We start from the raw sequence: 26375 nt of genomic DNA on the forward strand, positions 1-26375 counted from the left end.
TTCGCGATAAACTGACGCGCCGTCACGCGCGCCGCTTGCTCGGGTGAACCCAGCCGCCTAACACAAAGATGACAGTTTTCGGGAGGAGGACCCATGGCGTACCAGGACGTGTATGACAGCTGGAAAAATGACCCAGAGGCTTTCTGGATGGAAGCCGCCAAAGGCATCGACTGGATCCAACCGCCAAGCAAGGCCCTGTTTGACGACAACGCTCCTCTGTACGAATGGTTCTGCGATGCCAAGGTGAACACCTGCTGGAACGCCGTGGACCGCCATGTGGAAAACGGCCGGGGCGAGCAAACCGCCATCATCTATGACAGCCCGATCACCCACACCAAGCGCGAGATCTCCTACATGGAGCTGCGCAATCGCGTGGCCACCCTGGCCGGCGCGCTGCGGGCCAAGGGGATCGAAAAGGGCGACCGCGTCATCATCTACATGCCGATGATCCCCGAGGCGCTCGAGGCGATGCTGGCCTGCGCGCGACTGGGTGCGGTGCATTCGGTGGTCTTTGGCGGGTTTGCCAGCAACGAACTGGCGGTGCGGATCGACGACGCCAAACCCAAGGCGATCATCGCGGCGTCCTGCGGGCTGGAGCCCGGTCGTGTGGTACATTACAAGCCATTGCTGGACGGCGCCATCGACATGGCCAGCCACAAGCCCGAGTTCTGCGTGATCTTCCAGCGCGAACAGGAAGTGGCCAAGCTGATCGAAGGGCGCGACTTCAACTGGCACGGCTTCCAATACGGTGTCGAGCCGGCCGAGTGTGTGCCGGTCGCAGGCAATGATCCCGCCTACATCCTTTACACCTCGGGCACCACGGGGGCGCCCAAAGGCGTCGTGCGGCCCACGGCGGGGCACCTTGTGGCGCTGAACTGGACGATGAAGAACATCTACAACGTCGATCCCGGCGATGTGTTCTGGGCGGCCTCGGACGTGGGCTGGGTCGTGGGCCACTCCTACATCTGCTATGGCCCGCTGATCCACGGCAACACCACCATCGTGTTCGAGGGCAAGCCCGTCGGCACACCCGATGCCGGTACCTTCTGGCGGGTGATTTCCGAGCACAAGGTCAAAAGCTTTTTTACCGCCCCAACGGCGATCCGCGCGGTCAAGCGCGAGGACCCCAAGGGCGAGATGCTGGCGAAATACGACCTGTCCTGCCTCAAGGCCCTGTTCCTGGCCGGTGAACGCGCCGACCCGGACACGATCACTTGGGCGCAGGACGCGCTGAAGGTTCCGGTCGTCGACCACTGGTGGCAGACCGAAACCGGCTGGACCATCGCCGGCAACCCGCTGGGGATCGAGGAACTGCCGATCAAGCTGGGCTCGCCCGCCAAGCCGATGCCCGGCTACGACGTGCAGATACTCGACGAAGGCGGCCACCCGATGAAACCCGGCGAGCTGGGCGCGATCGCGGTCAAGCTGCCCCTGCCGCCGGGAACGCTGCCAACCTTGTGGAATGCCGAGGAGCGGTTCAAGAAATCCTATCTCGAGCATTTCCCGGGCTACTATGAAACCGGCGATGCCGGGATGATCGACGAAGACGGTTACCTGTATATCATGGCCCGCACCGATGACGTGATCAACGTGGCCGGCCACCGCCTGTCCACCGGCGCGATGGAGGAGGTTCTGGCAGCCCATCCCGATGTGGCCGAATGCGCAGTCATCGGTGTATCGGACCAGTTGAAGGGTCAGGCCCCGGTTGGCTTCCTGTGCCTGAACGCAGGCTGCAATCGTGACCATGCCGAGATCGCGAAAGAGGTCGTGCAGATGGTGCGCGACAAAATCGGGCCCGTTGCGGCATTCAAACTGGCCGTCGTAGTGGATCGTCTGCCAAAGACACGGTCTGGCAAGATCCTGCGTGGAACGATGGTGTCGATCGCCGATGGCAAAGATTACAAAATGCCTGCCACGATCGACGATCCGGCCATTCTGGACGAAATCACCGAAGCCCTGAAATCAATCGGTTACGCCCAGTAACCGGGCATCGGGCGGCCCCGGGCCGCCCGCCCTGCCCTGCGGGGTTGCAACCATTGGCAGACCGCCTACTGTGCCCTTGACGGAGGGCACATGGCAAATGACGACATCTGGCGCCTGAGCGCCACAAAACTCGCAAAACTGACCCGCTCCGGCGAATTGAGCGCGACCGAAGCCGTCCAAAGCGCAATCGACCGGATGCACGCGCTGAACCCGGCGCTGAATGCCGTCGTCGAAGACCTCAGCGCCGAGGCGCGGGAGCGCGCCCGCGCCCTCGATGCCCAGCGGGCCCGCGGCGAACCGACCGGCCCGCTGCACGGCGTTCCCGTCACGATCAAAGTCAATGTCGACCAGAAGGGCCATGCCACGACCAACGGTGTGACCGCTCTGAAAGACGTAATTGCCCCCGACGATGCGCCCGTCGTGTCGAACCTGCTGAAGGCTGGGGCGGTGGTGATTGGCCGGACCAACACGCCCGAGTTCTCATTCCGTGCCGACACCGACAACCCGCTTTATGGACGCACCCACAACCCTTGGGGCCGACATATTTCTCCCGGGGGCTCCTCGGGCGGGGCCGGTGTGGCGGTGATGACGGGCATGGGGGCGCTGGCGCATGGCAACGACATCGGCGGCAGCCTGCGGTTTCCGGCCGCGGCCCTTGGCGCGGTGACCGTGAAGCCGGGCTTGGGGCGCGTTCCAGCATGGAACCCCAGCCAAACCGCCGAACGTGGACTGCTTGCGCAATCCATGTCGGTGCAAGGCCTGATCACCCGCAGCGCGGCTGACCTGCACCTGGCCATGCCCAGCCTGATCGCGCCGGATCCGCGCGATCCGTTTCACGTTCCGCTGCCCTGGCGCGTGACCGAGCCTGACCAGCAGCCGCGGGCGGCTTTCACCAAGAACACTTTCGGTTACAATCTCCACCCCGAAGTCGACAAGGCGCTGGACGCGGCCCGTGATGCACTGGTTGATGCCGGGTACACCGTTGACGAGATCGACCCTCCGAACGTTTTTGAATGTGGACGGCTGGGTTATCGCGCATTGATGGGCGAGGTTCTGACCCTGATGAAAGCCGATGTCGAGGCGGCCGGGTCCGAGACAATCCAGCGCATCTTTGCCACTTACTTCCAGGAATTTCCCCCGATCACCGGCCCGGACCTGATCCGAGCACTGGCGCAGCGCAGCCACTATGCGCGGGAATGGTCCCTGTTCTTGGAGGACTACCCGCTGGTGCTGTCGCCTTTCCTGCCGCAGCCCTTTTTCAGACCCGACCGTGATACAGAAGGCTCGGAAGGCGTACACGAAGTGCTGGGCTGCGCGGTCTATTCCTATGCGATGAACTTTCTGGGCCTGCCCGCCGCCTGCGTTCCGGCGCGTTTGGCCGAATTGCCGAGTGGGCGCCAGCCAATCAACGTTCAGATCGCAGCGCAGCGCTGGCGCGAGGACCTGGCGTTGGACGCCGCCATCGCGATTGAAGCCCGGGTTGGTCGTATGGCTGATCACCTGTGGGCCGATCTGGCACGCACGGGCTGAAACACCAACCGCTTTCAACTGCCCAAAATAATTGACCCCGGGACTGAGAGCCCGGGGTCCACGTGCTAAAATATGCCCGGATTGTGATGACGAGCGTAGCACCACCCACCCTCGCCAGCGCGAAAACTGCGCAATCATCCGAAAACACCATTTGGTGGCCACTCACTCCCACCGCGGCGTGTTCTCCGGGCAAGATCAGCATAGCTGAGAGGTGGTCAGCTTCCTGTGAACTGCTTCACATAAGTCCGAGAATCTCGGGAAATTATGTAAATTGTTCAATCGTTAGACGCTCTTCCAGGCCATGCCCGGGGTCAAACAGGATCCTGTGACGGATCTTGGGTTCCGACCGAATCTCGACCCAATCGATATCCGGAAAGGATATGGAATCAGCGTCCGCCATCACCGGACGCTTGTCGGCCTCAAGCACGTCAAAGCGCACATGCGCCGTACTGGGCAGCAACGCACCGCGCCACCGCCGAGGACGAAAGGCCGCAATGGCCGTCAGCGCCAGAACATCCGACCCAATGGGCAGAATCGGGCCATGTGCCGAATAGTTGTAGGCGGTCGACCCGGCGGGCGTGGACAACAGCGCGCCATCACAGACCAGTTCGGCCAACCGCACGCGGCCATTCACGCTGATCTTCAGGCGCGCGGCTTGCGGACCGGCGCGCAGCAACGAAACCTCGTTAATCGCAAGGGCTTCGTGCACCTGTCCCGATTGGTCCATGGCCTTCATCGTCAAGGGGTTGATGACTTCTTCTTCGGCGGCTCTCAGACGCTCCATCAGATCGGCTTCGTGGAACTCGTTCATCAGAAACCCGATGGTCCCGCGATTCATGCCGTAGACCGGCACATCCAGATGCTGCGTGTTGTGCAGCGTCCGCAACATGAACCCGTCGCCGCCCAGCGCCACGATGACATCCGCATCTCGGGGGGCCGCATTGCCATAGCGTGCCACCAGTTTGTTGCGGGCCGACTGCGCGACATCCACGTCGCTGGCGAGAAAAGCGATTCTCTTGGTCATGTTTTCCAGTTTCCGGTGCTGCGCATTTGGTTCCGAAACAAACATACCTTTCCCCATTAGGCCAGACGTGACGCCGCAGCTGGCCATTTCGTCGCTTTAAAGTCTTTTTCATCCGTACAGTTTCCTATAGGAAATCCGCCAAACCAACCTCAGCCATGCGGAGCGCCCATGAACGCCAACCTTCGTGATACCGGTTTCTTCACCCAGTCCCTCGCGGATCGTGACCCTGAACTTTTTGGGGCAATCACCTCCGAACTGGGACGTCAGCGCGACGAGATCGAGCTGATCGCTTCGGAAAACATCGTCAGCGCAGCTGTCATGGAGGCGCAGGGCTCGGTCATGACCAACAAATACGCCGAAGGCTATCCCGGCCGGCGTTACTATGGCGGCTGCCAGTTCGTCGACATCGCCGAGAACCTGGCCATCGACCGCGCCAAGCAACTGTTCGGTTGCGAATTCGCCAACGTGCAGCCGAATTCGGGATCACAAGCTAACCAGGGCGTGTTCCAGGCGCTGATCCAGCCGGGCGACACCATTCTGGGCATGAGCCTGGATGCTGGCGGTCACCTGACCCATGGCGCCAAGCCCAACCAGTCGGGCAAGTGGTTCAATGCGGTTCAGTACGGCGTGCGCAAGCAGGACAACATGCTGGACTACGATCAGGTCGAGGCGCTGGCCAAAGAACACCAGCCCAAGCTGATCATCGCCGGCGGCTCGGCCATTCCGCGCCAGATCGACTTTGCCCGCATGCGCGAGATCGCCGACATGGTGGGGGCTTATCTGCACGTAGACATGGCGCATTTCGCCGGTCTGGTCGCCGCGGGCGAGCATCCCAGCCCCTTCCCGCACGCGCATGTGGCCACCACTACCACGCATAAAACCTTGCGCGGCCCGCGTGGCGGCATGATCCTAACCAATGACGAGACGATCGCCAAAAAAGTGAATTCGGCGATCTTCCCGGGCATCCAGGGCGGCCCACTGATGCATGTGATCGCGGCAAAAGCCGTGGCATTTGGCGAGGCGCTGCAGCCTTCGTTCAAAGACTACATCAAACAGGTCGTCGTCAACGCTCAGGCGTTGTCGGATCAACTGATCAAGGGCGGCCTGGACACGGTGACCCACGGCACCGACACCCATGTTGTTCTGGTCGACCTGCGCCCCAAGGGCGTCAAGGGCAACGCGACCGAAAAGGCGCTGGGCCGTGCGCACATCACCTGCAACAAGAACGGCGTGCCGTTCGATCCAGAAAAGCCGACCGTGACCAGCGGCATCCGTCTGGGTTCGCCCGCCGGCACGACCCGAGGCTTTGGAGAGCCCGAGTTCCGCCAGATTGCGGATTGGATCATCGAGGTGGTCGATGGACTGGCCGCCAATGGTGAAGACAACAACGGTGAGGTCGAAGCGCGGGTCAAAGCGCAGGTCGCGGATCTGTGCGCCAAGTTCCCGATCTACCCGAACCTCTGACGACACAAGGTCAGAAACAACAGAATGGCGCCTTTTTCGGGCGCCATTTTTCCTTGCCGGCAGATGCCCTGATCAGATCAGACCGCGCCACCAAAGCACGACAAGGAACAGTGCGGCCAAGGCCAGAATGTTGAAGGCCAGCCCCCCGAGCATGCCCAGGAACCAACCCCAGCGGCGATCCGCCAAATTAATGGCGCGCAGATGCGACTGAACATCCTTCGCCGCCTTTTCCAGGGTCGGCGAGTCCAGGGTCAGCCGGAGCTTGGGATGCTCGACCAACGGCTCGGCACGGGCGAGTTCCATTGCCTGTTTGTAGACCTTGCGCGGCAAGCGACGCTTGGCACGGCGCACCGACTCGGCCAGGGTCTTGCCCTTTGCGCCCAGTTTTTTGCGCAACAGGATTATCGTCTGCGCGATCTGGGTCTGAATTTCTGTTTCCTGAGCCATGCGCCCCTCCTGATGGGGCAATCTAACGGTCTGCGCAGGCGGTCACAATGGGGCTGGTTGTCCGGGGCGCCGGAGGCTATCAGAAAGACATGCTGAACACGATCACACATGGCGAACCGACGTCCCGCACACCGCTTTTGATTGCCCATGGGCTATACGGATCGGCCCGAAACTGGGGGGTGATTGCGCGTCGGCTGTCAGATGAACGTCAGGTGGTGGCGGTCGACATGCGCAATCACGCCCACAGCTTCTGGGACGACCGGCACGATTATCCGGCATTGGCGGATGATTTGGCTGAGGTCATCGAAAGCATGGGCGGCGTGGCAGACGTGATCGGGCATTCGATGGGCGGCAAGTCGGCAATGACATTGGCGCTCGAGCATGGCGAAATGGTCAACAGGTTGGTCGTGGCGGACATTGCTCCGGTTCGGTACAGCCACACGCAAATGCAATATATCGAGGCCATGCGCGCCGTGGACATGACACAGGTCGCGCACCGCTCGGATGTGGAACAGCAACTGGCCGATCTCGGAGTCGAGAAGGCGTTGCAGAGCTTCTTCACTCAGTCGCTGGACGTTCCCGGCAAACGCTGGCGGCTGAACCTGGACGTATTGGCCAAAGAGATGCCGAATATCATGGGTTTTCCGGACTTTACCTCGCATTGGGACGGCCCGGCGCTGTTTCTCGCCGGTGCGGAGTCGGACTATGTTCAGGCAAGTCACCGCGAAGTCATCAAATCTTTGTTCCCGAACGCCCGTTTCGCCAAGATTCCGGGCGCAGGCCATTGGCTGCACGCCGAAAAACCGCGTGAGTTCGAAGCTGCTGTCCGGGTATTTCTGAACGCCGCCTAAGCTCTCTATTGGTACAGGCGCTTGGCGACCAGCCAGGATGCGGGCAAAGCCGCGACCGCTCCGGCGGCTGCGGCACCCACGATGGCCAGGGTCGAAACCATCCCGGCGGTCAGCACGGCGATAACGGCCGACCCCGCGAGGGCGGTCGCGATCAGGGAATGCAGTAGCGCTGCAAGTCTCATCATTGCCAGTCGTCCTTGTTGATGGCGTCTGACGCGCAGATTGCCGAAGCGGAATACATTCGGCTTTGATGCAGATCAGGCTGGGTCCCTACATCCCGGAATCAACCGGGCCGACATAGTCGCCCCCGCCGTTTACCCAGTCCGAGAACCCACCCAGGTTGTAGACATGCTGATACCCCATGTCCTTGAGCAACTTGCCCGCAAGAGCCGCCCGTCCGCCCGATGCGCAATGCAGAATGATCGGGCGATCCTTCCGCAGCTCGGGGTCATGCGACTGCAGCGCAGGATCGGCACGAAACTCGAGCATACCGCGTGAGATATGGTGAGATCCGACGGCGCGACCGGTCTTTTCCAGTTCAGGCGCATCGCGAATATCCAGCAGCAGCGCACCCTGCTGCAATAGCTCCCTGGCTTGCGCGGCGCTGATACGTTGAACATCAGCATTCGCGGCCTCAAGCATCTCTTTAACGGTCAATGGCATTCGTGCGGTCCCTCCCGGATTTTCACGAATGCTAGCACGGGGCCCTTTGAATTTGTAAGCGCTATGGTGGGCGACTATTGCTCGCGAAAGGCCCGAGACATGCTGTCGACGATCGGCTTGGCGATATAGGCGGCAAAGGTGCGTTCCTCGGTCTGGATCATGATCTCGGCCGGCATGCCGGGGGTCGGAATGAACCCCCGTACCCGGTCCATCTCGTCAGGCTCCAACGACACCCGGGCCAGATAGACCTCTTGAGGTATTCCGCTGGCTTCTTCCAGGACCGCGTCCGCCGAGACGTAAAAGACTTCGCCCGTCAGAACCGGTGTCGTGCGCTGATTCAAAGCCACCAACCGCACAGTCGCGGTCTGGCCGGTCACAACGCTGTCGATATCGGTGCGCGGGATCTGGGCCTCGATGATCAGCGGGGCATCAGCTGGCAGGATTTCGGCAATCGGCTTGCCGGTCTCGATGACGCCGCCCGGCGTGTAATAGTGCAATCGCACAACCGTGCCATCAACCGGGGCGCGCACCACCGCGCGGGCAAGAACACTGCTGGCCTGGCGCGATTTTTCCCGCACGCTTTCCAGATCCGCCTCGATTACACCCAGTTCGTCCAGCGCTGCTTCGCGATAGGCGGACCGGGTCCGGGTGATCTGCTCTTCGTATTTCAGCAGCATCTGGCTGGTTTCCGAAGCCTCGGCCGCCAGTCGGGCCAATTGCCCGTCCGCTTCGGCCTGGACTCGCCGGATGGTGTTCAACTCACCCTTTCGGACAAGACCTTTTTCGAACAACGCGTTCTTGGTTTCGTATTCTTCCTGAAGGATCGCCTTGCGGCGCTCCATGCTTTCCAATTGCGCCTCGAAGCCGCTGGCCCTGATCTTCAGCGCTTCGATATTGCGTTCGAGAAGGGCAATGTCATTCAGCAGAGTCTTGCGCGAGACTTCGAAACTGAGCCGCTGGTTGTCGAGAATGGTCATCACTTCAACGTCGTCGGATGCCTCGATCAGGGCGGGTGAAAACTCCAAAGTGTCCTTTTCGGCGTATTCGGCCAGCAAGCGCTCGACCATCGCCTGAAGGCGGATCTTGCGGATGAACAATTCACGCTCATTTGCCTCGGCCGAGGTCTGGTCGAGTGTCATCAAGACCTGCCCCTCCTGCACGGTCTGGCCTTCGGTGACCAGGATCTGTTCGATGATCCCTCCTTCAAGATGCTGAACGATCTTGTTGCGCCCGGTGGCCACAAAGCTGCCTTGCGCAATTACTGCGGCCGCGAGCGGCGCCTGAAACGACCACAGGCCGAACCCGCCGAAACAGGCGACCAGCAGCACGGTGCCCACGACTATGAACTTGGTTATCGATCTCGGAACCTCGGCGTACCAAATGGCGGGATCGTCTACTTGTACCAACTCGTTCATCCTTAACCCCCGTCTACCCTTTCAACTCGGGCTGCTGGCGCGGCCCGTTCAGTTGCTGCAGCACCTGCTCACGCTGACCGAACAGGGCGACCCGCCCGTCCGTCAGCAGCATGATCTTGTCCACCACGTTCAAGAGCGTCGGTTTTTGGGTGATCACGACCACGGTAATCTTGTTTTCCCTCGCCTGCTCGATTGCCCGGGCCAGCGCCTTGTCGCCCGCGACATCCAGGTTCGAGTTCGGCTCGTCCAGAACCACCATCCGCGGATTGCCAAAGAAGGCGCGCGCCAGCGCGATCCGCTGTTTCTGACCGCCAGACAGGGGCGAGCCATCGGCAGCGACCACGGTCTCATACCCCTGTGGCAAGGTGGCGATCATGTTGTGCACGTCGGCCAGAACTGCAGCATCATGAATTTGCTCATCGGTGGCATCGGCGCGCATTCGGCCGATATTGTCCTTGATCGTGCCCGGAAACAGCTGAACGTCCTGCGGCAGGTACCCGATGCTTTCGCCGAACTGGCGCGGATCCCAGTTTCGGATATCCATCAGGTCGAGCCGCACGCTGCCCGAGGTCGGCAGAATCGATCCTACCAGCGTTTTGCCCAGCGTGGTCTTGCCCGCGCCCGAGTTGCCGATGATCGCCAGCGTCTCGCCCGGGTTGAGCGAAAAACTGATGCCGTTGAGAACCACGCGTTTGGTACCCCCGGGTACAAACAGAAGGCGTTCAACATCCACTCGTCCCTCGGGGCGGGGCAAGCGCAGCTTCTCATACTGAAGCGCCGAATTGGACAGCAATGCCTTGATGCGGCTGTAGGCACCGCGGGTCAGCAGGAATGTATTCCAGCCCTCGATTGACCCTTCGATTGGCGCAAAAGCCCGCCCAGCGATGATCGAGGCCGCGATCACCATGCCGCCCGTGATTTCGCCTTGCAGGGCCAGATAGGCCCCCCATCCCAGAATGCCGACCTGCGTCAGCAGGCGTACGGTGCGCGAGATCGCCGCGAACACCACGTTTCTGTCCTGCGCCCGGACCTGCCAGGTCAGGGAGTTGGCGGTGTCGCGTCCCCAGATCCGAACCGCCTCGGGGATCATAGCAAGTGCGTTGATGATCTGGCTGTTCCGCGACATCGAATCCAGATGCTGGTTGGCCAGAGATTGGGCCATGTTGGCCTCGGCAAACGGTTTGGCTGTCATCCGCTGGTTGATCAGCGCGATAACCATCAGGATCACGGCCGTCACCACCACGATCATGCCCAACTCTGGGTGAACCAGAAAAATCATAAGGATGAACAACGGCGCAAAAGGAACATCCAAAAAGGAGAGAAGGGTGCTTGAAACGAGAAAGCCGCGGATTTGCTGCAGATCACCCAGCGTCTGATACTCGCGTCCCGTCCCGTGCAACGAGGCATGCGCTGCGGCACTGAGGGTCGGAGCACCCAGTCGCGCCGCCACTTCGACCCCGGTGCGCATCAACATGAAGCGCCGCACCGCATCGAAAGCCGATTGAAAGATGATTGCCCCGGCCACGATCGCGGTCAGCATGATCAGCGTGTCCAGCGAGCGGCTGGTCAGCACCCGGTCACTGATCTGGAACAGGTAGATCGGGATCGCCAGGATCAACAGATTGGTCGCGCAGGTCAGCACCAGAACAAAGGCAAGGTTTCGCCATATCGCTCGCATCGAGGTCCGAAGGGTGCGTTGAAAGTCTTCGGGCGGCGTGCGCTTGTGAAAAGTTTGGGGTGGCCCTTTGCCGCCGCCATCGCCTGAACCAGTGCGCAGCAGCGGCTTGTTCGCTTCGGCCTCGATAGTGGTGCCCATGCGATCCGTCCCACCCGACCGGGACGAGGGGGTCATGCGCGCGGTCGGGCTTTCGACGGTTTGCGGTTCCGAGTCCTCGGCATTGGCCACCCCTTCGCCGTCACCCGCACGCCCTTCCACGGCGACGGTTTCCGGCGTTTCGCGCCGTCGGGGAGAAGCGGCGCTGAATGTTGTTTCCAGTGTGATGTCGTCTGTTATTTTCTGATCGGTTTCGTCCCGGGCTTCCGGTGCCGGAGCCGCTGCATTGCCAGCAACCTCTTGCTCCTTCTGCGCCGTGGCCGGGCCCTCCTGCGCTGCCTTGTTCTGGCTCTGCTCGGTCACGGGCACGCGCATCTCCTTGGTCAGCCTTAGCCGTGCGGTCAGCCGTTCCGTTGCAAATGACGAGCCAGACACCATGTCGCTGGGTCGCAAAGTCAGAGGCTGTCCGCTTCCCGACCGGTCCAGCGGGCTGGCATATCGGGTGCGGCGCGACGAAAAAACGATCGACATAAACAAACCTTCCGGTCACTCGTAAAAAAGGGAAAATCAGGTCAGGATGGATTGCATTCCTACATTGGCGTCCAAGTCTTCGGGGGTTAGTGCAGGAGCGGTCGGGCCGCTCACTGCTTGCCCGGCGGTCATTGCCTCCTCCATCAGGATTGCGATGGCTTCATTGGCAAATTCCTGGCCGATCTCATTCTCGGGCAAGTCGATGAGACTGGCCTGGTGCAGCAAAAGCTCGGAATATGCGCCCTGCCCGCCCATGACAACGGAGTCCACGCCCAGCTTGTTGATGTTGGCCGCATTCAGCATCGCGTTGCTGCCGGCCACGACTTCGGTACTGGCCCCATGCGGACCGGACAGGAAAATGTCATCCTGATCGGCGAGCATGGTGACCTGCTCAAGAATATTCACCTGCAGCAGGTTTCCGTCGATCTTCAGAACGCGCATCTGCTCCATACCCGCGAACATCGGATCGTTCAGCAATGCGTCCTCGAGCGCCGCCATGTTCATTTCATTCAGAGTCATGGCCTCGGCCATGTTCTCCTCAAGCGCCTCCTGCAGGTCCAGGCCGTTGGTCATCACCGAGGCCTGGTTCATCAGCAGGTTTTCGTTCGCACCTCCGGCAGGTCCGGCTAGGCCGCCTGACACCAGGTCGTCATCCATCAGGACAAGCGTCTGGAACAACATGTCGACCGAGATCATGTCGCCGCCGATCATTATCAGGTCATAATAGTTGCCGAGTTGAACAATATCAGCCACGTTGACCATCTGGTTGCCACCCATCGCATACATGGTCGAAGACGCGGAAATCTCGGTCTGGATATGGTCGATATCGGTGGCGTTGATGACCTGCTTGAGGAAGTTGGCAACCACCAGATCGCCATGGATCCAATCGACGGTCAAAAAGGACGGCTGCCCGGCCCCACCAGCGACGGCCGAGGTTCCGGCAAGCCACGGCGCAGGATTCGCCTCTGTTTCAATCTGGGCGGATTGGACGACGTTGGTGCCCGCGCCGCTGCCGGTGTTTCCGACATCAACATCTGATACCAGCGCGACCTGGCTGATCATCGTCAGGCTGATCGCTTGTCCACCCACGGCGATGAAGGGGGCATCCACCCAACCGACGTTCAGCGCGACTTCGTTGATCGCAAGATTGCCGCCGGTGACAACGGTATGACCCTCGTGTGACTCCGGCCCCTCGGACTGGTTCCACTCGGCCGGATAGGACTGTGACACCAGATTTTCCTCAGCCTCCTCGGGCTGGTGGTAGGCCGGCAGAAGATCGCTCCAGACCGGAGCCTCCGACACGTGTTGACCGTTGACGATGATGCCTTCCGCGTCTTCACCTTGGAATTGGTGAACCGTGACACCTTGGACCGATCCGTTCATCGGTGTCGTTATCTGTTCGACCAGCGTATCCAGGTATTCTGGCGTCATGTAGTCCGGTATCGCCAGTGAAGGCACCGCCATCGCATGAAGCGAGTGCGCCACGTCCAACGCGGCTTCGGCCTGCGCTGTCAGCATCGCCGCATCGCGGAAGTCGCCCGCGCCCACGGTATCATTGTCGCGCAGGACCAATGTCTGGAATGTGTAAGTGACGGCAGACCCTATCAGGTCGCTGACGACCTGAGGCTGCAACATCAAGAATTGCGGCCCGACCGAGATGGGCAATTCGGACTGCGGAACGAATCCGCCCGGAGCCAACGGGTCACCGATCTGGATGTTCGACTCGAGCATTGGGCCGGCTGGTGGCAGCGGCAACTGCGGGTCCGCGGGCGGTTCGGGGAAACGGTAGGGAAGCGGGTCGTAGTCCTTGGGCTTCAGATCCAGATCGGCCTTGACGACAATCCTGATCGGATCCTCCAGGCCTTCAACTTCGGCCAGCCGGCGGAGCGCCGTAAACTCCTCGTATTGCTGCCGCAGGATGGCCTGTTCCATCGTGAGCTGAAAAGTACCGATAAAATGCGCGATCGTTTCCGTAATGCTGTCAAGTGACATCTGGACTATCCCTGTCACCCTTTCCGGCAGAAAATTTCCGGGTCTGGGTTAAGTTGGACCGAGGCCATGAAACACGGCCCCGGTGTTTTCATCAAAGACCGGAGGCCGAAATCGCGGCCTCCGGGGTCAGGCATTATGCCTCGGTGTCGTCGCTCGCGTAGGTCGAACTCATCGAACCGCCAACCATCGTGGTATCGACCGAGTTGCCAAGCACGTTGGCGCCCATGACGATTGTCTGGTTGAATGCCGAGGTATCGACCACTGCTGCTGCCGACGCGTAGGATTCACCAGTGACGATACCGTCGCCACCATTGTTGGAACCCCAGGTGCCGCCATTGCCGCCGGCTCCGCCGTCACCCGAATAAGCGCCGGCCGCGCTGCCACCGGTGACTGCGCCACCCGTGGTATCGCCGGACATGGCGCTACCCATGGCGTAGCCGCTGGTACCGCCATTGGCTGCAGACGCACCGCCTGCACCACCGGCTCCCGAGCTGGCCGCGCCAGTCGCGCTGCCGGATCCGGTCGAGGTGGCATCGTTGTCGGTGTAGGACGCGCCGCCGTATCCCGCTATGGCTTCGGCCAGGCTGTCGGCGGAACCGTTTGTGTCAGCGTCAGCAAAGACTTCTGCCGCACCACCGGTACCGGCCGTGTTGACCGCATCCGCAGAACCCGCACCGTTACCGGACGAGGTGGACGTTGGCGTCGTGGTCCCACCGGCTCCGCCAGCGCCTTCTGCACTGGACGAACCCGAACCGGTTCCGTTTGCCGCGCCATTGGCCGCGTTCGAACCGCCGGCTCCGCCGGTTCCGGTCGACGTTTGCGGGTTGCTGGCCGCACCGTTCACGTCACCAGGCGACTGGCTGATATTCGGGCCGCTTGCGGCCAGATCGCCGACGCCCTGTGCGCCAGAGTTGGCTGCCGAGCTGCCGCCCGTGCCCGCTCCGCCGGACCCTGCGCCACCGGTTCCGGCACCGCCGGTTCCTGCGCCGCCGGTTCCAGCACCACCGGTGCCCGCTCCGCCGGTACCCGGGTTGTTGCCCGTGGTTCCGCCGCCGCCGGTCGCGGCGTCGGTATCAGCCGCATTCAAGGCCGGACCACCATCCGCGATTTCCTGGTTCAGCGCTGCAATGGCTGCTTCGACCATGGCCGAGAATCCGCCGGATCCCTCGCCACCAGAGCCTTCGCCACCAGCACCTTTACCACCCGAGCCCGAGCCGCCGGAACCCGTGCCACCGGAACCAGGCCCGCCGGTGCCATTCGCGCCACTTTGCGCGCCGCTGCCAGCCATGCCCGCACCCGTATTGCTTCCGGCTGTCGCTTCATTCGCTTCGGTCGTACCGGTGCTGTTGTTCGATGCAGAACCCGAGTTCGATGACTCGCCGTTGCCGCCATTGGCGCCGTTCGCACCCGACTCGTTTCCGGCCAGGCCAAGGCCCGCGCCGATCGAACCGGTCGCGTTTTCACCACCGTTGGCATTGCCTTCCGAGTTGGCGCCGGACAGTCCCAGACCAAGGCCAAGACCGATCGAGCCGGCATTACCGCCTTCACCGCCAGTTCCCTGGCCGTTGGCATTCGAACTGCCGGTGTTGTTGGCGCTGGAGGTACTGTTGGCGTTGCCGCCATTGCCAGCCGTGCTTTCGCCACTGGCTTCGGCACCCGACAGACCAAGACCCAGGCTCGTGTTGTTGGCACCGCCCGAGGCCGCACCGTTACCGCCTTGCGAAGCCGCGCCGGCATTGCCGGTGTGGCCGCCCAGCGCGAATGCGTGGCTGCCATTGGTCTCGCCGCTTGCGGCACCGCCGTAGCTGGTTCCGCCGGAACCCGAGTTACCGCCGCCGGAGGATGAACCGATGCCTTCTTCGGCATAGGCCGAACCGCCCGTCGCGCTGCCGTTCTGATAGAACGAGCCGTCATTCGACAGGCTGGGCGAATCCAGCGTGTCATCGTCACTCAGGTTGGCCAACTGGTTGTTGATCGACGACATGTCATTGCCGTCACCGCCCATCGAGATGGTCAGGTTCAGATCATCGCCGGGATCATAGTTCACGTCGTTCCCGGCCGTGATGACATCACCGACGGATGCCGAGTCACCGATATCCAGATCGACCTGGTCATCGTCGCGCGGGATCCACTCGCCTTCACCGAAATCGATGTTGATCGAGTTCGAGATACTGTTGCTGTCATCGCCGCCATTGACGTTCGATTGCTGCTGACCTTGCTGTTGGCCCTGCTGCTGCGCTTGGCCCTGATCCTGACCCTGGGCCTGTTCGTTTGCAACCTCGGTCGCCTGAGCCTGAGCCTGGTTCTGTTCGTCTTCGTTGTTTGCAGCGTTTTGAACTTCCTGACCCTGCTGCTGTTGCTGCGCGGTCAGTTCGGCCTCGATATTTGCTTCTTCAACGGGGATTTCCACCGAGATCGGAGCTTCGAGATTTTCAACATTAACTTCGTCAACGGTCGTGACATTGGTATTGTTCACATTGCGTCGCATAACAATCTTCCATTTTTGAAGCGCCAGACCGCCATTCATCTACAAAGCGATATTCGGCGCGGTTGAACAATATTATTGAGCATCCATTCGCGAAACTGCGCATGTCTGCGGCCTTGTCTTTCGAATGATGTGTTGTCACCCCCCTTTTCTCGGCCAAGCCGATTCCGTGACTGCTCAAAATCACGCGAAAATACGCGGGCCGCAGACACGCCAGGTACAAGTACACTTCGCAAATTGAAGCACGACACAGGGTACAGATGCCGTTCGGCCTGCCTAGCTGGCAGAAAGTATTAACATCACTAAAAGGCTGATTTGCTTGATGTATTACTCGAACACGCATTTCATGGCCGAGTTCGGAGCCGAATTGGCCAGCGACAAAGGTTGGTGAATTAAAGTTCTTCGTATCCAGATATTTAAGCGGTCCGACCGTCAAACGGCCTTAATCGAAAGTTCTAAACTCTGGTGATTCTCAAAGCCGTACAGTTGTCGAAAACTGAACTTTCTGGTATACTCAATACATAATTTTAATTGTTTTTATTCAGTTTCACCCCGGCCAGTAACGGCCAATTCAGGACGTAATCTGGGGTATTTAGGGGGGGCGCAAAAATGAGCATTTCTGAATTAAGTAACAGTTCCAGCACGATCGACAAAAGTGAAGATTTCATGATTGTTTTTGTTGGGAAAGAGCTCTTCTACTCCAACCAAACCCTGCGAAGCGTTCAGCACGAATTCGGCGTGGCAGCCCATCGGTTTGAATCCCTCGCGGCATTCTTGTCCGAGGCGAGCAATGCTGAGGGTTCCGGCAAGATTGTTGTCGTGGATCAGATCATGATGGAGGATCTGCTGGCCCATCCCTCCGATTATGTTCAATCGTCCATGCCGGGATGCCTTGCCTTCGCATACCGCAAAGAGGACGCAGCCCGTTTCGTTTTCGAGCGATGGGACCGATCCCGGTACGGACCAATCGGGTATCTTCCGATGAACGTCGCCCCGGACGCATGGCGCGCGATCCTGCGGCTGCTGATGCATGAAGAGTTGTACCTGCCGGGATTTGTGGCCAATTGCGTTGCATCGAAGCCGTGCGCGACAGGTGCGACTACGGCCCGAGAAACTCCGAAATCCCCTGCGGCTGGCCCTCTGTTGTCAAAACTGACCCGGCGCGAGAAGCAGGTTCTGCAACTTGTCTCCGAAGGCAAAAGCAACAAGGCGATCGCTGCCCAGTTGGGTATCACCGAACACACGGTCAAGCTGCACATGCACAATGTGTCGGGCAAGATCGGTGTCAGCAACAGAACGGCAGCGGCGCATTTCTTCTTTGAGGCGGCGGCGCAGGACGCGCACCGAACCTCGGTTGACTGACGACTTCGAAGCCAGGTTCGATCGGTTGATCCTTTTGGTCGGCCGCCTGAACTATGTCTGGACGAACACCGAAAGCCTGCTGATTCATCTGATTGCCGGCCTCTCGGGGACCAGCAAAGACGTAGCCGTCATCATTTTCCTGACCCTGAACACGACCCGCGCCCGAATTGATCTGGTCGAGCGTCTGGCAAAGATGGACGGAAGGCCTGCCTCGGTTCGTGATCCGATCCTTGAGCACACGCAGCGGCTCAGCCGCCTGTCGGGAATCCGCAACAAGTTCAACCACTGCATCTATTCTTTCGACCAGGAAACCGGGAACCCCAAAACGATCTTGATGCGCATTGCCGATCGAAAAACAGACATCAAGCTGGGACGCGAAGATACGGTCGACGAACAGGCGATGCAGGAAATCGAGGATGTCGTAGCGCAGCTGTCGGCGGCGAACCAGGACATCTGGCGGCTGATCTCCAAGCTGGGTTATCCGGTCTGACGATCGCCCTCGGCCAAGTCGACCATTGTGTTTGGTGCGGGCGGTGGGACTCGAACCCACACGGCGCTAGGGCCTTCGGATTTTAAGTCCGATATGTCTACCATTCCATCACGCCCGCATCCGGCCGGTCTGATGCACCGGCAACGGATCACGTGCCGAACACTTACACGCACCGATTCCGATTGCAAAGACCGCAAGCGGTCAATTCGCCAGCCAGATCAACGCCGTTTGGTTCAGGGCAGGTAGCCACTTTTCCCAGGGAACAGGAAGTGTGCATTTCTCGCATTTCACCCCTTTGCCTTGACAGATTGACTGCATTTCTATGACGTCTGCCGGATCGTTGAGGGAGGCCGCGATGAAGTCCGTCACCAACCCGTATCGAGGCGAAGGCAAACTGTTTTCACAGGCCCCCTTCCCTTCAACCAATTCCAGCCGGTTGGCGCAGCTTTTGTCGCTGTGCCCTGCCTCCGGCGTGACACCACTGGCCGAAGCGCAGGGTTTGGCGCCCGTTTCCCGCCTTTGGATCAAAGATGAACGGACGCGGATGAATCTCGGGTCGTTCAAGGCATTGGGCGCGGCCTATGTCATCGCCTACCAAGCGAGCGAAGCCACCGAGACACCCGACAACACATCCCTTGCTGGCCGTACTTATGTAACGGCCAGCGCCGGGAACCACGGCCTAAGCATGGCTGCGGGTGCGCGCGTTTTTGGTGCGAATGCCGTAGTGTTCATTTCTGAAACCGTGCCCGAGAGCTTTGCTCAGCGCCTTTCGGCGCAAGGTGCGCGAGTGGTGCGCGAAGGCGTCGATTACGCCGCAAGCATGAGCGCCGCAAGCCGCGCGGCGAACGACAACGACTGGACGCTTCTGTCAGACAGCTCTTGGGAAGGGTATTATGACCTGCCCCATCTCTTGATGGAGGGGTACGTTCAAATGGCTGTCGAGGCGGTTGATCAGTGTCCCGAACCTCCGACATTGATCCTGCTGCAGGCCGGAGTGGGAGGCATGGCGGGCGCCGTTGCCGCATGTTTCCGAAAGGCTTGGGGAGACGACCCCAAGATCATCGTGGTCGAACCGGCCGCAGCCCCGGCGCTGATGGCCAGCATCCAAGCCGGCGCGCCGGTTTTTGCAGACGGTCCGGACAGCATCATGGGACGGCTGGATTGCAAGGAGCCATCGCTGATTGCACTGAATGGACTGGCGCGGGATGCCGATCAGTTTCTGACGCTGGAGGATGACACCGTGGCCGCTCAGCTTCCGGTCATGGCAGAGGCCGGGTTCGAAACGACTGCGTCAGGCGGCGCCGGACTGGCCGCCGTTCTGGATGCCGATAGCCGCAACTTGCTCAATATCGGACCACAGGACCGCGTTTTGTGCATCGTGACCGAGCAAGCCTCGTGAGAGGGTTCGAACAAGCCGAGTTCGCGGACAGAACTGCGCGTGCACAGGATCTCATGCAAGAGCATGGCCTGGACGCCCTGCTGCTGACGACCGAGCCCGACGTCCGGTATTTCAGCGGCTTTCTGACCCGGTTCTGGGAAAGCCCGACGCGCCCCTGGTTCCTTGTCGTTCCTGCGACCGGCAAACCTGTCGCGGTGATCCCGTCGATTGGCGCGGCCTTGATGGCGCAGACCTGGATCGAAGACATCCGCACCTGGTCCGCCCCGGATCTGGCAGACGACGGAGTATCGTTGCTGGCCGAAACCCTGCGCGAACTTGTTCCGGACGGCGGCTTGATCGGATGTCCCGATGGGCATGAAACGCACTTGCGGATGCCGCTTGCAGATTTCGGGCGTCTGAAATCCGAAATCGACCGCCGCAGGATCACCGGCGACCTTGGCATTCTGCGCGACCTGCGCATGGTCAAATCTCAAGCCGAAATCAAAAAGATCGAAACCGCCTGCCTGATCGCGGGACAGGCTTTTGAGCGGGTTCCTGAGATTGCATCGGCCGGTGTTCCTCTGGATCAGGTCTTTCGACGGTTCCAGATGTTGTGTCTCAACGCAGGCGCCGATTGGGTGCCTTATCTTGCCGGCGCGGCCGACCAAGGCGGATATGGCGACGTAATCTCACCGGCAACCCAACGACCGTTGAAGCCGGGCGACGTGCTTATGTTGGATACCGGGCTGGTCTGGGATGGGTATTTTTGCGATTTCGACCGCAACTGGTCCGTCGGCCCGGCCAGTCCCGCCGTGCGCGCGGCGCACTACGCGCTGATCGATGCGACCGAGGCGGCGTTCGAGCAGGCCAGACCGGGCGCGACGGCCTCGGACCTGTATCACACGATGAGCTCGGTCCTGTCCCGTGGCGGCGGCGGGACCGAAGCCGGGCGCCTGGGCCACGGATTGGGCACGTCATTGACCGAGTGGCCTTCGCTCATCCCAACGGATCAAACGGTTCTGAAACCCGGAATGGTGTTGACGCTGGAGCCAGGTATTGAGGTCGGTGGCAAAATACTTGTCCACGAGGAAAATGTGCTGGTCACCGAAAGCGCACCGCGGTTCCTGAGCCCCAAGGCACGACGGGAGATTCCCGAGCTATGACAACACTGCCATTTTCTCTGGACACGGATGACCCGGGTATATCTCCGCTTGGCCTGATCGTTCTGCAGACAGACGAGACGATCGAAGGCGATTTCCGCAGGCTTTTTGCCGGCGACCCTTCACCCATTTATGTCTCGCGCATAACCAGCGACCCGCAGGTCACGACCAAGACGTTGACCCGCATGAAGCATGCGCTTCCAGCGGCGGCAGATTTACTGCCCAAGGCGCGCCCCTTCCGGGCTGTGGGTTACGCCTGCACCTCGGCAAGCTCGGTCATCGGATCGGAAAAGGTCGAAGAACTGGTAAAGCAGACTTGTGACGTGCAAACGGTAACCAACCCTCTGCGCGCCGCGGTTGCTCAGGCGCGCGAATTGGGTGTGTCACGCTTTGCACTGCTGTCCCCTTATGAGGAGCAGGTCAACACGGCGCTTCGCGCGGCCTTCGCCGATCAAGGGATCCTCATGGATGTGTTCGGCACCTTTGGGATTTCCGAAGAAGCAAAGGTCGTCCGGATATCAACGCAATCCATCGTTGACGCCGCGGTGAGGCTGGGTTCGGACAGAGCGGTCGAAGCTGTTTTTCTCAGCTGCACCAACCTTCGCACGTTGGACGCCATCCCGCGGATCCATGAACAGATTGGCAAACCGGTCTTGTCCAGCAATCAGACCCTTGCGTGGCACATGCGGCGCCTCAACACTGCGCAAAATCCTTGAATCCCACCCAATGAGGATTGGTTTTTGTCATTGAGTCTTGCCAGCCGGACATTGCTGCGTCTTTAATGTGCTCAGGGATCAATGAAATCCGGACCAACCGGATCAAGAATTGACGCAACAGGGGGTCTTGTGACCGGCACTTCTAGCGACGCCGCGTTTGTCGAATTTCAACGCGTTCAAAAATCGTATGACGGCGAAAATCTTGTCGTCAAAGACCTTAACCTCGCGATGCCAAAGGGCGAGTTTCTGACAATGTTGGGCCCATCGGGATCTGGCAAGACCACTTGCCTGATGATGCTGGCCGGGTTCGAAACTGCGACGCATGGCGAAATTCTGTTGGATGGGCGACCGATCAACAACATTCCGCCGCACAAGCGTGGCATCGGGATGGTGTTTCAGAACTATGCCCTGTTCCCGCACATGACTGTGGCCGAGAACCTCGCCTTTCCGCTGGAAGTCCGAAAAATCGGCAAGTCCGAGCGCGAAGAAAAGGTCCAGCGCGCCCTCGACATGGTGCAGATGGGTGCCTTCGGCAGCCGCAGACCCGCTCAGCTGTCAGGCGGACAACAACAGCGTATCGCCTTGGCCCGCGCGCTGGTCTTCGAACCCGAATTGGTTCTGATGGACGAACCGCTGGGCGCATTGGACAAACAGCTGCGCGAGCACATGCAGTTTGAAATCACGCGTCTGGCCCATGAATTGGGGATCACGACCGTCTATGTGACCCACGACCAGACCGAAGCGCTGACCATGTCGGATCGCGTAGCGGTCTTTGACGATGGGCGGATCCAGCAGCTTGCACCGCCGGACCAGCTTTATGAAGAACCGGAGAACAGTTTCGTTGCGCAGTTCATAGGTGAGAACAACACGCTGGAAGGCGTTCTGAAATCCGTCGATGGCGGGAAATGCGTCGTAACACTGGACGATGGGTCCGAGATCGACGCGGTTCCGATCAACGTGAGCCAACCGGGGGAACGGACCAAGGTCTCGATCCGGCCCGAGCGCGTGGAATTCAACAAGGATCGCCTCAGCCCCGAAGCGCATACGCTCAAGGCTGTGGTGAAGGAATTCATCTACATGGGCGATGTATTCAGGTTCCGCATGTCGGTGGCCGGCAATGATGAATTCATCGTCAAGACCCGGAATGCCCCTGACGCCGTCAGGCTGACACCGGGTCAGGAGATCGAGATCGGATGGCTGGCGCAGGATTGCCGCGCTCTGGACGCCTAGGCGCGCCCGGCTTCGCAATCCGTCCCCAAGCCGAAAGAACCGACCGACGAAAACCCGTGCGTTGGTCGACCAAGCATAAAACGGGAAAAACTGGGAGCTACATATGAAACGTACCACCACAATGCTGACAGCTGTTGCTCTGGCAACTGCAGCAGGCGGAGTTTCCGCCGAAGAAATGACGATCGTGTCCTGGGGCGGCGCCTATTCCAAGTCGCAGCTCAAGGCCTATCACGAGCCCTATTCGGAAAAGACCGGCGTCACCATCCTGAACGATGACAGCTCGGCCGAGGCCGTGGCCAAACTGCGCGCCATGAACGAGGCGGGCAACATCACATGGGATGTCGTCGACGTGGTTGCCGCGGACGCGATCCGTCTGTGTGACGAAGGTCTGGCGATGGAAATCGACCCGGATACGCAGCTGGCGCCCGCGCCGGACGGCACTCCGGCTTCGGAAGACTTCGGCGATCTGCTGGTCAGCGAATGCTTCATCCCTCAGATCGTGTATTCGACCACCTTTGGGTATCGGACCGACATGGTCGGGGACAACCCGCCGACCGACATCTGTGCGGTCTTCGACCTGGAGACCTATCCCGGCAAGCGGTCGCTGGAAAAGCGCCCGATCAACAACATGGAATGGGCCCTGCTGTGCGACGGCGTCCCTAAGGACGAAGTGTATGACGTTCTGGCAACCAACGAAGGCCAGGATCGTGCTCTGAAGAAGCTGGACACCATCAAGGACAGCGTCGTCTGGTGGTCCGCCGGTGCCGATACGCCCCAGCTGCTGGCTGACGGCGAAGTCGTCATGGGCTCGACCTACAATGGCCGCCTGTTCAGCGTCATCGAAGAGCAGAAACAGCCCGTCGCCATGCTGTGGGACGCGCAGGTCTTCGATCTGGACGGCTGGATCATTCCCGCCGGTCTGAGCGAAGAGCGCAAGCAGCGCGCGCTGGACTACATCATGTTCGCGACCGACACCCAGCGCCTGGCGGATCAGGCCAAATACATCTCGTACGGCCCGGCTCGCGCTTCGTCGGCTCCGCTGGTCGGCAAGCATGCCGAACTGGGAATCGACATGGCTCCGCACATGCCGACCGATCCGGAAAACGCCAAGAACACGTTCCTCTACAACTACGAGTTCTGGGCTGACTACCGCGATGACATCGACGCCAAATTCCAGGCGTGGTTGGCGCAATAAGCGCTTGAATCTCTGAAGAAACGTCAGGTGGCGGTGCGCCGCCATCTGACCCGGGCACAACCAAGAGGCACTGATGACTGACGCAAGCCAAACAGCAGGACCCATGCTGGCAGCGGACGGAACGCCGCTCAAGCAATCGCTGGCGCGTTCATTGCGACGTCAGAAACTGCGCGCGCTTATGCTGATCGCGCCTTTGCTTCTGTTCGTGCTGTTTTCCTTCCTCGTACCGATCGCATCGATGCTGTTTCGGTCGGTCGAAAACGGGATTGTCTCGGAAACCCTGCCCCTGACGGTCGAAGCGCTGGACAACTGGGATGAAACCAGCGGCGAATTGCCGGGCGAGGACGTCTATGATGCCTTCGTGCGTGACATGGTGGTCGCGATCGAAAACAAGGAACACACCCGGCTTGGCACGCGTCTGAACTACGAAGAAACCGGAATGTCTTCGCTGTTCCGCCAGTCAGGCCGCAAGATCAAACGGCTGGACCCTGAAACCGACGGTCCGTTCAAGGAAAAGCTGATCGAGATCCATGACGGCTGGGGGGATCCGCAGACGTGGCGCGTGATCAAGACCCATGCGGTTCCGATCACCAACGGTTACTTCCTGAACGCAATCGACATGCGGCGCACCCCGGAAGGTGCTCAGGCACAGCCGGAAGACAAACAGATTCTCATCAAACTGTTCGGGCGCACGTTGTTCATGTCGCTGGTGATCACCGGGGCCTGCATCCTGCTGGCCTATCCGGTCAGCTACCTGCTGGCGACCCTGCCAATGCGCGTGTCGAACCTGCTGATGATTCTGGTTCTGCTGCCCTTCTGGACGTCACTTCTGGTGCGGACATCCGCATGGAAGGTCATGCTGCAGCAGCAGGGCGTTATAAACGACACCCTCGTCTGGCTCGGGCTGGTCGCAGATGACGCCCGGCTGATCATCATCAACAACCAGATCGGCACGATCATTGCCATGACGCATATCCTGCTGCCGTTCATGATCCTGCCGATGTATTCGGTGATGCAGACGATTCCGCCATCCTACACCCGCGCGGCCAAATCCATGGGCGCGACGAACTGGACCACGTTCTGGCGGATCTACTTCCCGCAATCCATCCCGGGCATCGGAGCGGGATCGATCCTCGTGTTCATTCTGGCAATCGGCTACTACATCACGCCCGAAATCGTGGGCGGCACCAAGGGTGTCTTCATCTCGAACCGGATTGCCTATCACATATCGTCGTCGTTGAACTGGGGCCTGGCTGCAGCATTGGGGACGATCCTGCTGGCAGTGGTTCTGATCCTCTACTGGGTCTACGACAAGATCGTGGGCATCGATAACGTGAAGCTGGGGTAACCGACATGGCCGCACTGACACCAATTTCGCGCAAGCCCCTATCCATGGTCCTTCCCAGCGTCGCACCGGCCGGCGCGTTTGCCGGCATGTTTGTTGGTGCCGGAAACGGCTCGGTCCCCCTGGGAATGATCGGCGGCGCGGCGCTGACGGCCCTTTTGGCCTGGATCTACATCTCGGTCCTCAAGAACGAGAGGCTTGCCTACTGGATCAACATCATCGGCTTCGCGGCCGTCGGCTTCGCGGTTTCAGGGCCGATGGGCGGTGTGCTCGGCTTCTTGGGCGGCTGGTTTTTCGCATGGTTCACATTCTGGCTGTACGAGGGCCGATACCGCCGCAAGCTGCTCCCTTATCTGACGGCGCAGCAGGTGTTCTATCACTACCTGTTCCGGGTGATCTGCGGCGCAATCTTCGTCTTCTTGATCACGCCGATTCTGGTGGTTCTTCCGCTGTCGTTCAACGCGCAGGACTTCTTTACCTTTACACCCGAGATGCTGCGGCTGGACCCCGAAGGGTATTCGCTGAAGCATTACCAGGATTTCTTCACCAACAACGAATGGCAGCGCAGCTTCAAGAACTCGCTGATCATCGCGCCCATCGCGACTATCATTTCTGTAACGCTGGGAACGCTGGCGGCCATCGGTCTCAGCCAATCGCATGTGCCGGGGCGGCGCGCCATCATGGGGATCCTGATTTCTCCGATGATCGTGCCGCTGATCATCTCGGCGACGGGCATGTTCTTCTTCTACAGCGACATCGGCCGCTTCCTTGAAGGCACTTTGGGCATGAACAAGACCTTTGTGGGCTACCTTAAGGTGATCCTGGCCCACGCCGTTCTGGGCATTCCCTTCGTCATCATCACCGTGACCGCCACGCTGGTCGGGTTTGACCGTTCGCTGACGCGGGCTGCTGCGAATATGGGTGCGGGTCCGGTGCGGACCTTCTTCAAGATTCAGATGCCCCTGATCCTGCCGGGCGTGATCTCGGGCGGGCTGTTCGCCTTCATCACCTCGTTCGACGAGGTGGTCGTGGTGCTTTTCGTCGGATCGGCCAGCCAAAAGACGCTGCCGTGGCAGATGTTCACCGGCCTGCGCGAGCAGATCAGCCCGACCATCCTGGCCGTGGCCACGATTCTCGTCGTCATCTCGATCGCCCTGCTGACCACGGTCGAGCTGCTGCGGCGGCGGTCGGAACGTCTGCGCGGGCTGACGCCGGCTTGACCGGCGGCGTGGCCTGATCTAACGATTTCTCTGTTCGCCCCCTGCTGCGATGGCGTCGCAGCGCCCAAGGGGGTGATCGGCTCTCGGACCCCGAGACCGCCTGTCCTGTACGCCGGGACA

At 60.4% G+C, this 26375-nt stretch carries 21 protein-coding genes and 1 tRNA gene; 13 read left to right on the top strand and 9 right to left on the bottom strand.

From position 1 onward, the window contains the following. Positions 1-93 precede the first annotated feature (93 nt). Both prpE and AC2FML_RS05945 read left to right on the top strand, forming a co-directional pair. Complete coding sequence (gene prpE / locus AC2FML_RS05940) at positions 94-1983, top strand: propionate-CoA ligase PrpE (protein WP_496782379.1); 1890 nt, start codon at positions 94-96, stop codon at positions 1981-1983. A 90-nt stretch (positions 1984-2073) separates the two neighbouring features. Next, on the top strand, positions 2074-3513 hold the full coding sequence (locus tag AC2FML_RS05945) for an amidase family protein (protein WP_480635423.1): 1440 nt from the start codon (positions 2074-2076) through the stop codon (positions 3511-3513). Positions 3514-3775: 262 nt separating this feature from the next. Here AC2FML_RS05945 and AC2FML_RS05950 read toward each other — a convergent pair whose 3' ends face one another. Beyond that, positions 3776-4537 carry an NAD kinase gene (locus AC2FML_RS05950; protein ID WP_170337641.1) on the bottom strand — a complete coding sequence of 254 codons (762 nt, stop codon included), beginning with the start codon at positions 4535-4537 and terminating at the stop codon, positions 3776-3778. 168 nt (positions 4538-4705) lie between these two features. Here AC2FML_RS05950 and glyA point away from each other — a divergent pair, with 168 nt between their 5' ends. Further along, the gene (glyA, locus tag AC2FML_RS05955) at positions 4706-6001 is read left to right on the top strand and encodes a serine hydroxymethyltransferase (RefSeq protein WP_170337640.1); all 1296 of its coding nucleotides are present in this window, start codon (positions 4706-4708) and stop codon (positions 5999-6001) included. A 72-nt stretch (positions 6002-6073) separates the two neighbouring features. On the opposite strand, the gene AC2FML_RS05960 is transcribed toward glyA, so the two are convergent. Further along, complete coding sequence (locus AC2FML_RS05960) at positions 6074-6448, bottom strand: hypothetical protein (RefSeq protein WP_170337639.1); 375 nt, start codon at positions 6446-6448, stop codon at positions 6074-6076. Between the two features lie 47 nt (positions 6449-6495). Here AC2FML_RS05960 and AC2FML_RS05965 point away from each other — a divergent pair, with 47 nt between their 5' ends. Next, positions 6496-7299, top strand: coding sequence for an alpha/beta fold hydrolase (locus AC2FML_RS05965; protein ID WP_496782382.1), 804 nt, complete (start codon positions 6496-6498; stop codon positions 7297-7299). Between the two features lie 5 nt (positions 7300-7304). Here AC2FML_RS05965 and AC2FML_RS05970 read toward each other — a convergent pair whose 3' ends face one another. The 6 genes from AC2FML_RS05970 to AC2FML_RS05995 form a co-directional block, all read right to left on the bottom strand. Next, positions 7305-7484 carry a hypothetical protein gene (locus tag AC2FML_RS05970; RefSeq protein WP_496782384.1) on the bottom strand — a complete coding sequence of 60 codons (180 nt, stop codon included), beginning with the start codon at positions 7482-7484 and terminating at the stop codon, positions 7305-7307. An 85-nt stretch (positions 7485-7569) separates the two neighbouring features. After that, positions 7570-7962 (bottom strand): rhodanese-like domain-containing protein, encoded by a 393-nt coding sequence (locus AC2FML_RS05975; protein WP_170390579.1) that lies wholly within the window; start codon positions 7960-7962, stop codon positions 7570-7572. Between the two features lie 74 nt (positions 7963-8036). Further along, positions 8037-9377: an HlyD family type I secretion periplasmic adaptor subunit gene (locus AC2FML_RS05980; protein WP_170438578.1), complete on the bottom strand. Its 1341-nt coding sequence runs from the start codon at positions 9375-9377 to the stop codon at positions 8037-8039. 13 nt (positions 9378-9390) lie between these two features. Further along, the gene (locus AC2FML_RS05985; RefSeq protein ID WP_496782386.1) at positions 9391-11682 is read right to left on the bottom strand and encodes a type I secretion system permease/ATPase; all 2292 of its coding nucleotides are present in this window, start codon (positions 11680-11682) and stop codon (positions 9391-9393) included. Positions 11683-11718: 36 nt separating this feature from the next. Then, positions 11719-13674: a type I secretion protein gene (locus AC2FML_RS05990; RefSeq protein WP_496782387.1), complete on the bottom strand. Its 1956-nt coding sequence runs from the start codon at positions 13672-13674 to the stop codon at positions 11719-11721. Between the two features lie 133 nt (positions 13675-13807). Then, positions 13808-16162, bottom strand: a complete 2355-nt coding sequence (locus AC2FML_RS05995; RefSeq protein WP_496782388.1) for a hypothetical protein — start codon at positions 16160-16162, stop codon at positions 13808-13810. 606 nt (positions 16163-16768) lie between these two features. Between AC2FML_RS05995 and AC2FML_RS06000 the strand changes: the two genes are divergently transcribed. Both AC2FML_RS06000 and AC2FML_RS06005 read left to right on the top strand, forming a co-directional pair. Continuing rightward, positions 16769-17521, top strand: coding sequence for a helix-turn-helix transcriptional regulator (locus AC2FML_RS06000; RefSeq protein ID WP_496782389.1), 753 nt, complete (start codon positions 16769-16771; stop codon positions 17519-17521). Next, on the top strand, positions 17514-18011 hold the full coding sequence (locus tag AC2FML_RS06005) for a hypothetical protein (protein WP_093962654.1): 498 nt from the start codon (positions 17514-17516) through the stop codon (positions 18009-18011). The genes AC2FML_RS06000 and AC2FML_RS06005 overlap by 8 nt, the downstream gene beginning before the upstream one ends. Before the next feature lie 32 nt (positions 18012-18043). Here AC2FML_RS06005 and AC2FML_RS06010 read toward each other — a convergent pair. Further along, positions 18044-18129: transfer RNA gene (locus AC2FML_RS06010), tRNA-Leu, on the bottom strand. Between the two features lie 237 nt (positions 18130-18366). Between AC2FML_RS06010 and AC2FML_RS06015 the strand changes: the two genes are divergently transcribed. From AC2FML_RS06015 to AC2FML_RS06045, 7 genes are all read left to right on the top strand, one after another. Further along, positions 18367-19410, top strand: coding sequence for a pyridoxal-phosphate dependent enzyme (locus AC2FML_RS06015; protein WP_170435176.1), 1044 nt, complete (start codon positions 18367-18369; stop codon positions 19408-19410). Beyond that, a complete protein-coding gene (locus AC2FML_RS06020) occupies positions 19407-20552 on the top strand; it encodes a M24 family metallopeptidase (RefSeq protein WP_496782390.1) in 1146 nt (381 codons plus the stop codon). Before AC2FML_RS06015 ends, AC2FML_RS06020 begins: the two co-directional genes overlap by 4 nt. After that, positions 20549-21265, top strand: coding sequence for a maleate cis-trans isomerase family protein (locus AC2FML_RS06025; RefSeq protein ID WP_170587559.1), 717 nt, complete (start codon positions 20549-20551; stop codon positions 21263-21265). The genes AC2FML_RS06020 and AC2FML_RS06025 overlap by 4 nt, the downstream gene beginning before the upstream one ends. Positions 21266-21346: 81 nt before the next feature. Then, positions 21347-22495, top strand: coding sequence for an ABC transporter ATP-binding protein (locus AC2FML_RS06030; protein WP_174819681.1), 1149 nt, complete (start codon positions 21347-21349; stop codon positions 22493-22495). Positions 22496-22598: 103 nt separating this feature from the next. Beyond that, positions 22599-23690, top strand: coding sequence for an extracellular solute-binding protein (locus AC2FML_RS06035; protein ID WP_496782392.1), 1092 nt, complete (start codon positions 22599-22601; stop codon positions 23688-23690). 73 nt (positions 23691-23763) lie between these two features. Beyond that, complete coding sequence (locus tag AC2FML_RS06040; RefSeq protein WP_170337618.1) at positions 23764-25038, top strand: ABC transporter permease; 1275 nt, start codon at positions 23764-23766, stop codon at positions 25036-25038. A 5-nt stretch (positions 25039-25043) separates the two neighbouring features. Continuing rightward, positions 25044-26255 (top strand): ABC transporter permease, encoded by a 1212-nt coding sequence (locus AC2FML_RS06045; protein WP_496782393.1) that lies wholly within the window; start codon positions 25044-25046, stop codon positions 26253-26255. Positions 26256-26375 lie beyond the last annotated feature (120 nt).

The sequence above is a fragment of the Ruegeria sp. BHSC029 genome (genome assembly GCF_059613085.1).

What these genes read in the sequence shown, in the direction of transcription:
- prpE (WP_496782379.1), top strand. Translation starts at nt 94, where the DNA reads ATGGCGTACCAGGACGTGTATGACAGCTGGAAAAATGACCCAGAGGCT.
- AC2FML_RS05945 (WP_480635423.1), top strand. Translation starts at nt 2,074, where the DNA reads ATGGCAAATGACGACATCTGGCGCCTGAGCGCCACAAAACTCGCAAAA.
- AC2FML_RS05950 (WP_170337641.1), bottom strand. Translation starts at nt 4,537, where the DNA reads ATGACCAAGAGAATCGCTTTTCTCGCCAGCGACGTGGATGTCGCGCAG.
- glyA (WP_170337640.1), top strand. Translation starts at nt 4,706, where the DNA reads ATGAACGCCAACCTTCGTGATACCGGTTTCTTCACCCAGTCCCTCGCG.
- AC2FML_RS05960 (WP_170337639.1), bottom strand. Translation starts at nt 6,448, where the DNA reads ATGGCTCAGGAAACAGAAATTCAGACCCAGATCGCGCAGACGATAATC.
- AC2FML_RS05965 (WP_496782382.1), top strand. Translation starts at nt 6,496, where the DNA reads ATGGGGCTGGTTGTCCGGGGCGCCGGAGGCTATCAGAAAGACATGCTG.
- AC2FML_RS05970 (WP_496782384.1), bottom strand. Translation starts at nt 7,484, where the DNA reads ATGATGAGACTTGCAGCGCTACTGCATTCCCTGATCGCGACCGCCCTC.
- AC2FML_RS05975 (WP_170390579.1), bottom strand. Translation starts at nt 7,962, where the DNA reads ATGCCATTGACCGTTAAAGAGATGCTTGAGGCCGCGAATGCTGATGTT.
- AC2FML_RS05980 (WP_170438578.1), bottom strand. Translation starts at nt 9,377, where the DNA reads ATGAACGAGTTGGTACAAGTAGACGATCCCGCCATTTGGTACGCCGAG.
- AC2FML_RS05985 (WP_496782386.1), bottom strand. Translation starts at nt 11,682, where the DNA reads ATGTCGATCGTTTTTTCGTCGCGCCGCACCCGATATGCCAGCCCGCTG.
- AC2FML_RS05990 (WP_496782387.1), bottom strand. Translation starts at nt 13,674, where the DNA reads ATGTCACTTGACAGCATTACGGAAACGATCGCGCATTTTATCGGTACT.
- AC2FML_RS05995 (WP_496782388.1), bottom strand. Translation starts at nt 16,162, where the DNA reads ATGCGACGCAATGTGAACAATACCAATGTCACGACCGTTGACGAAGTT.
- AC2FML_RS06000 (WP_496782389.1), top strand. Translation starts at nt 16,769, where the DNA reads ATGAGCATTTCTGAATTAAGTAACAGTTCCAGCACGATCGACAAAAGT.
- AC2FML_RS06015 (WP_170435176.1), top strand. Translation starts at nt 18,367, where the DNA reads ATGAAGTCCGTCACCAACCCGTATCGAGGCGAAGGCAAACTGTTTTCA.
- AC2FML_RS06025 (WP_170587559.1), top strand. Translation starts at nt 20,549, where the DNA reads ATGACAACACTGCCATTTTCTCTGGACACGGATGACCCGGGTATATCT.
- AC2FML_RS06030 (WP_174819681.1), top strand. Translation starts at nt 21,347, where the DNA reads ATGAAATCCGGACCAACCGGATCAAGAATTGACGCAACAGGGGGTCTT.
- AC2FML_RS06035 (WP_496782392.1), top strand. Translation starts at nt 22,599, where the DNA reads ATGAAACGTACCACCACAATGCTGACAGCTGTTGCTCTGGCAACTGCA.
- AC2FML_RS06040 (WP_170337618.1), top strand. Translation starts at nt 23,764, where the DNA reads ATGACTGACGCAAGCCAAACAGCAGGACCCATGCTGGCAGCGGACGGA.
- AC2FML_RS06045 (WP_496782393.1), top strand. Translation starts at nt 25,044, where the DNA reads ATGGCCGCACTGACACCAATTTCGCGCAAGCCCCTATCCATGGTCCTT.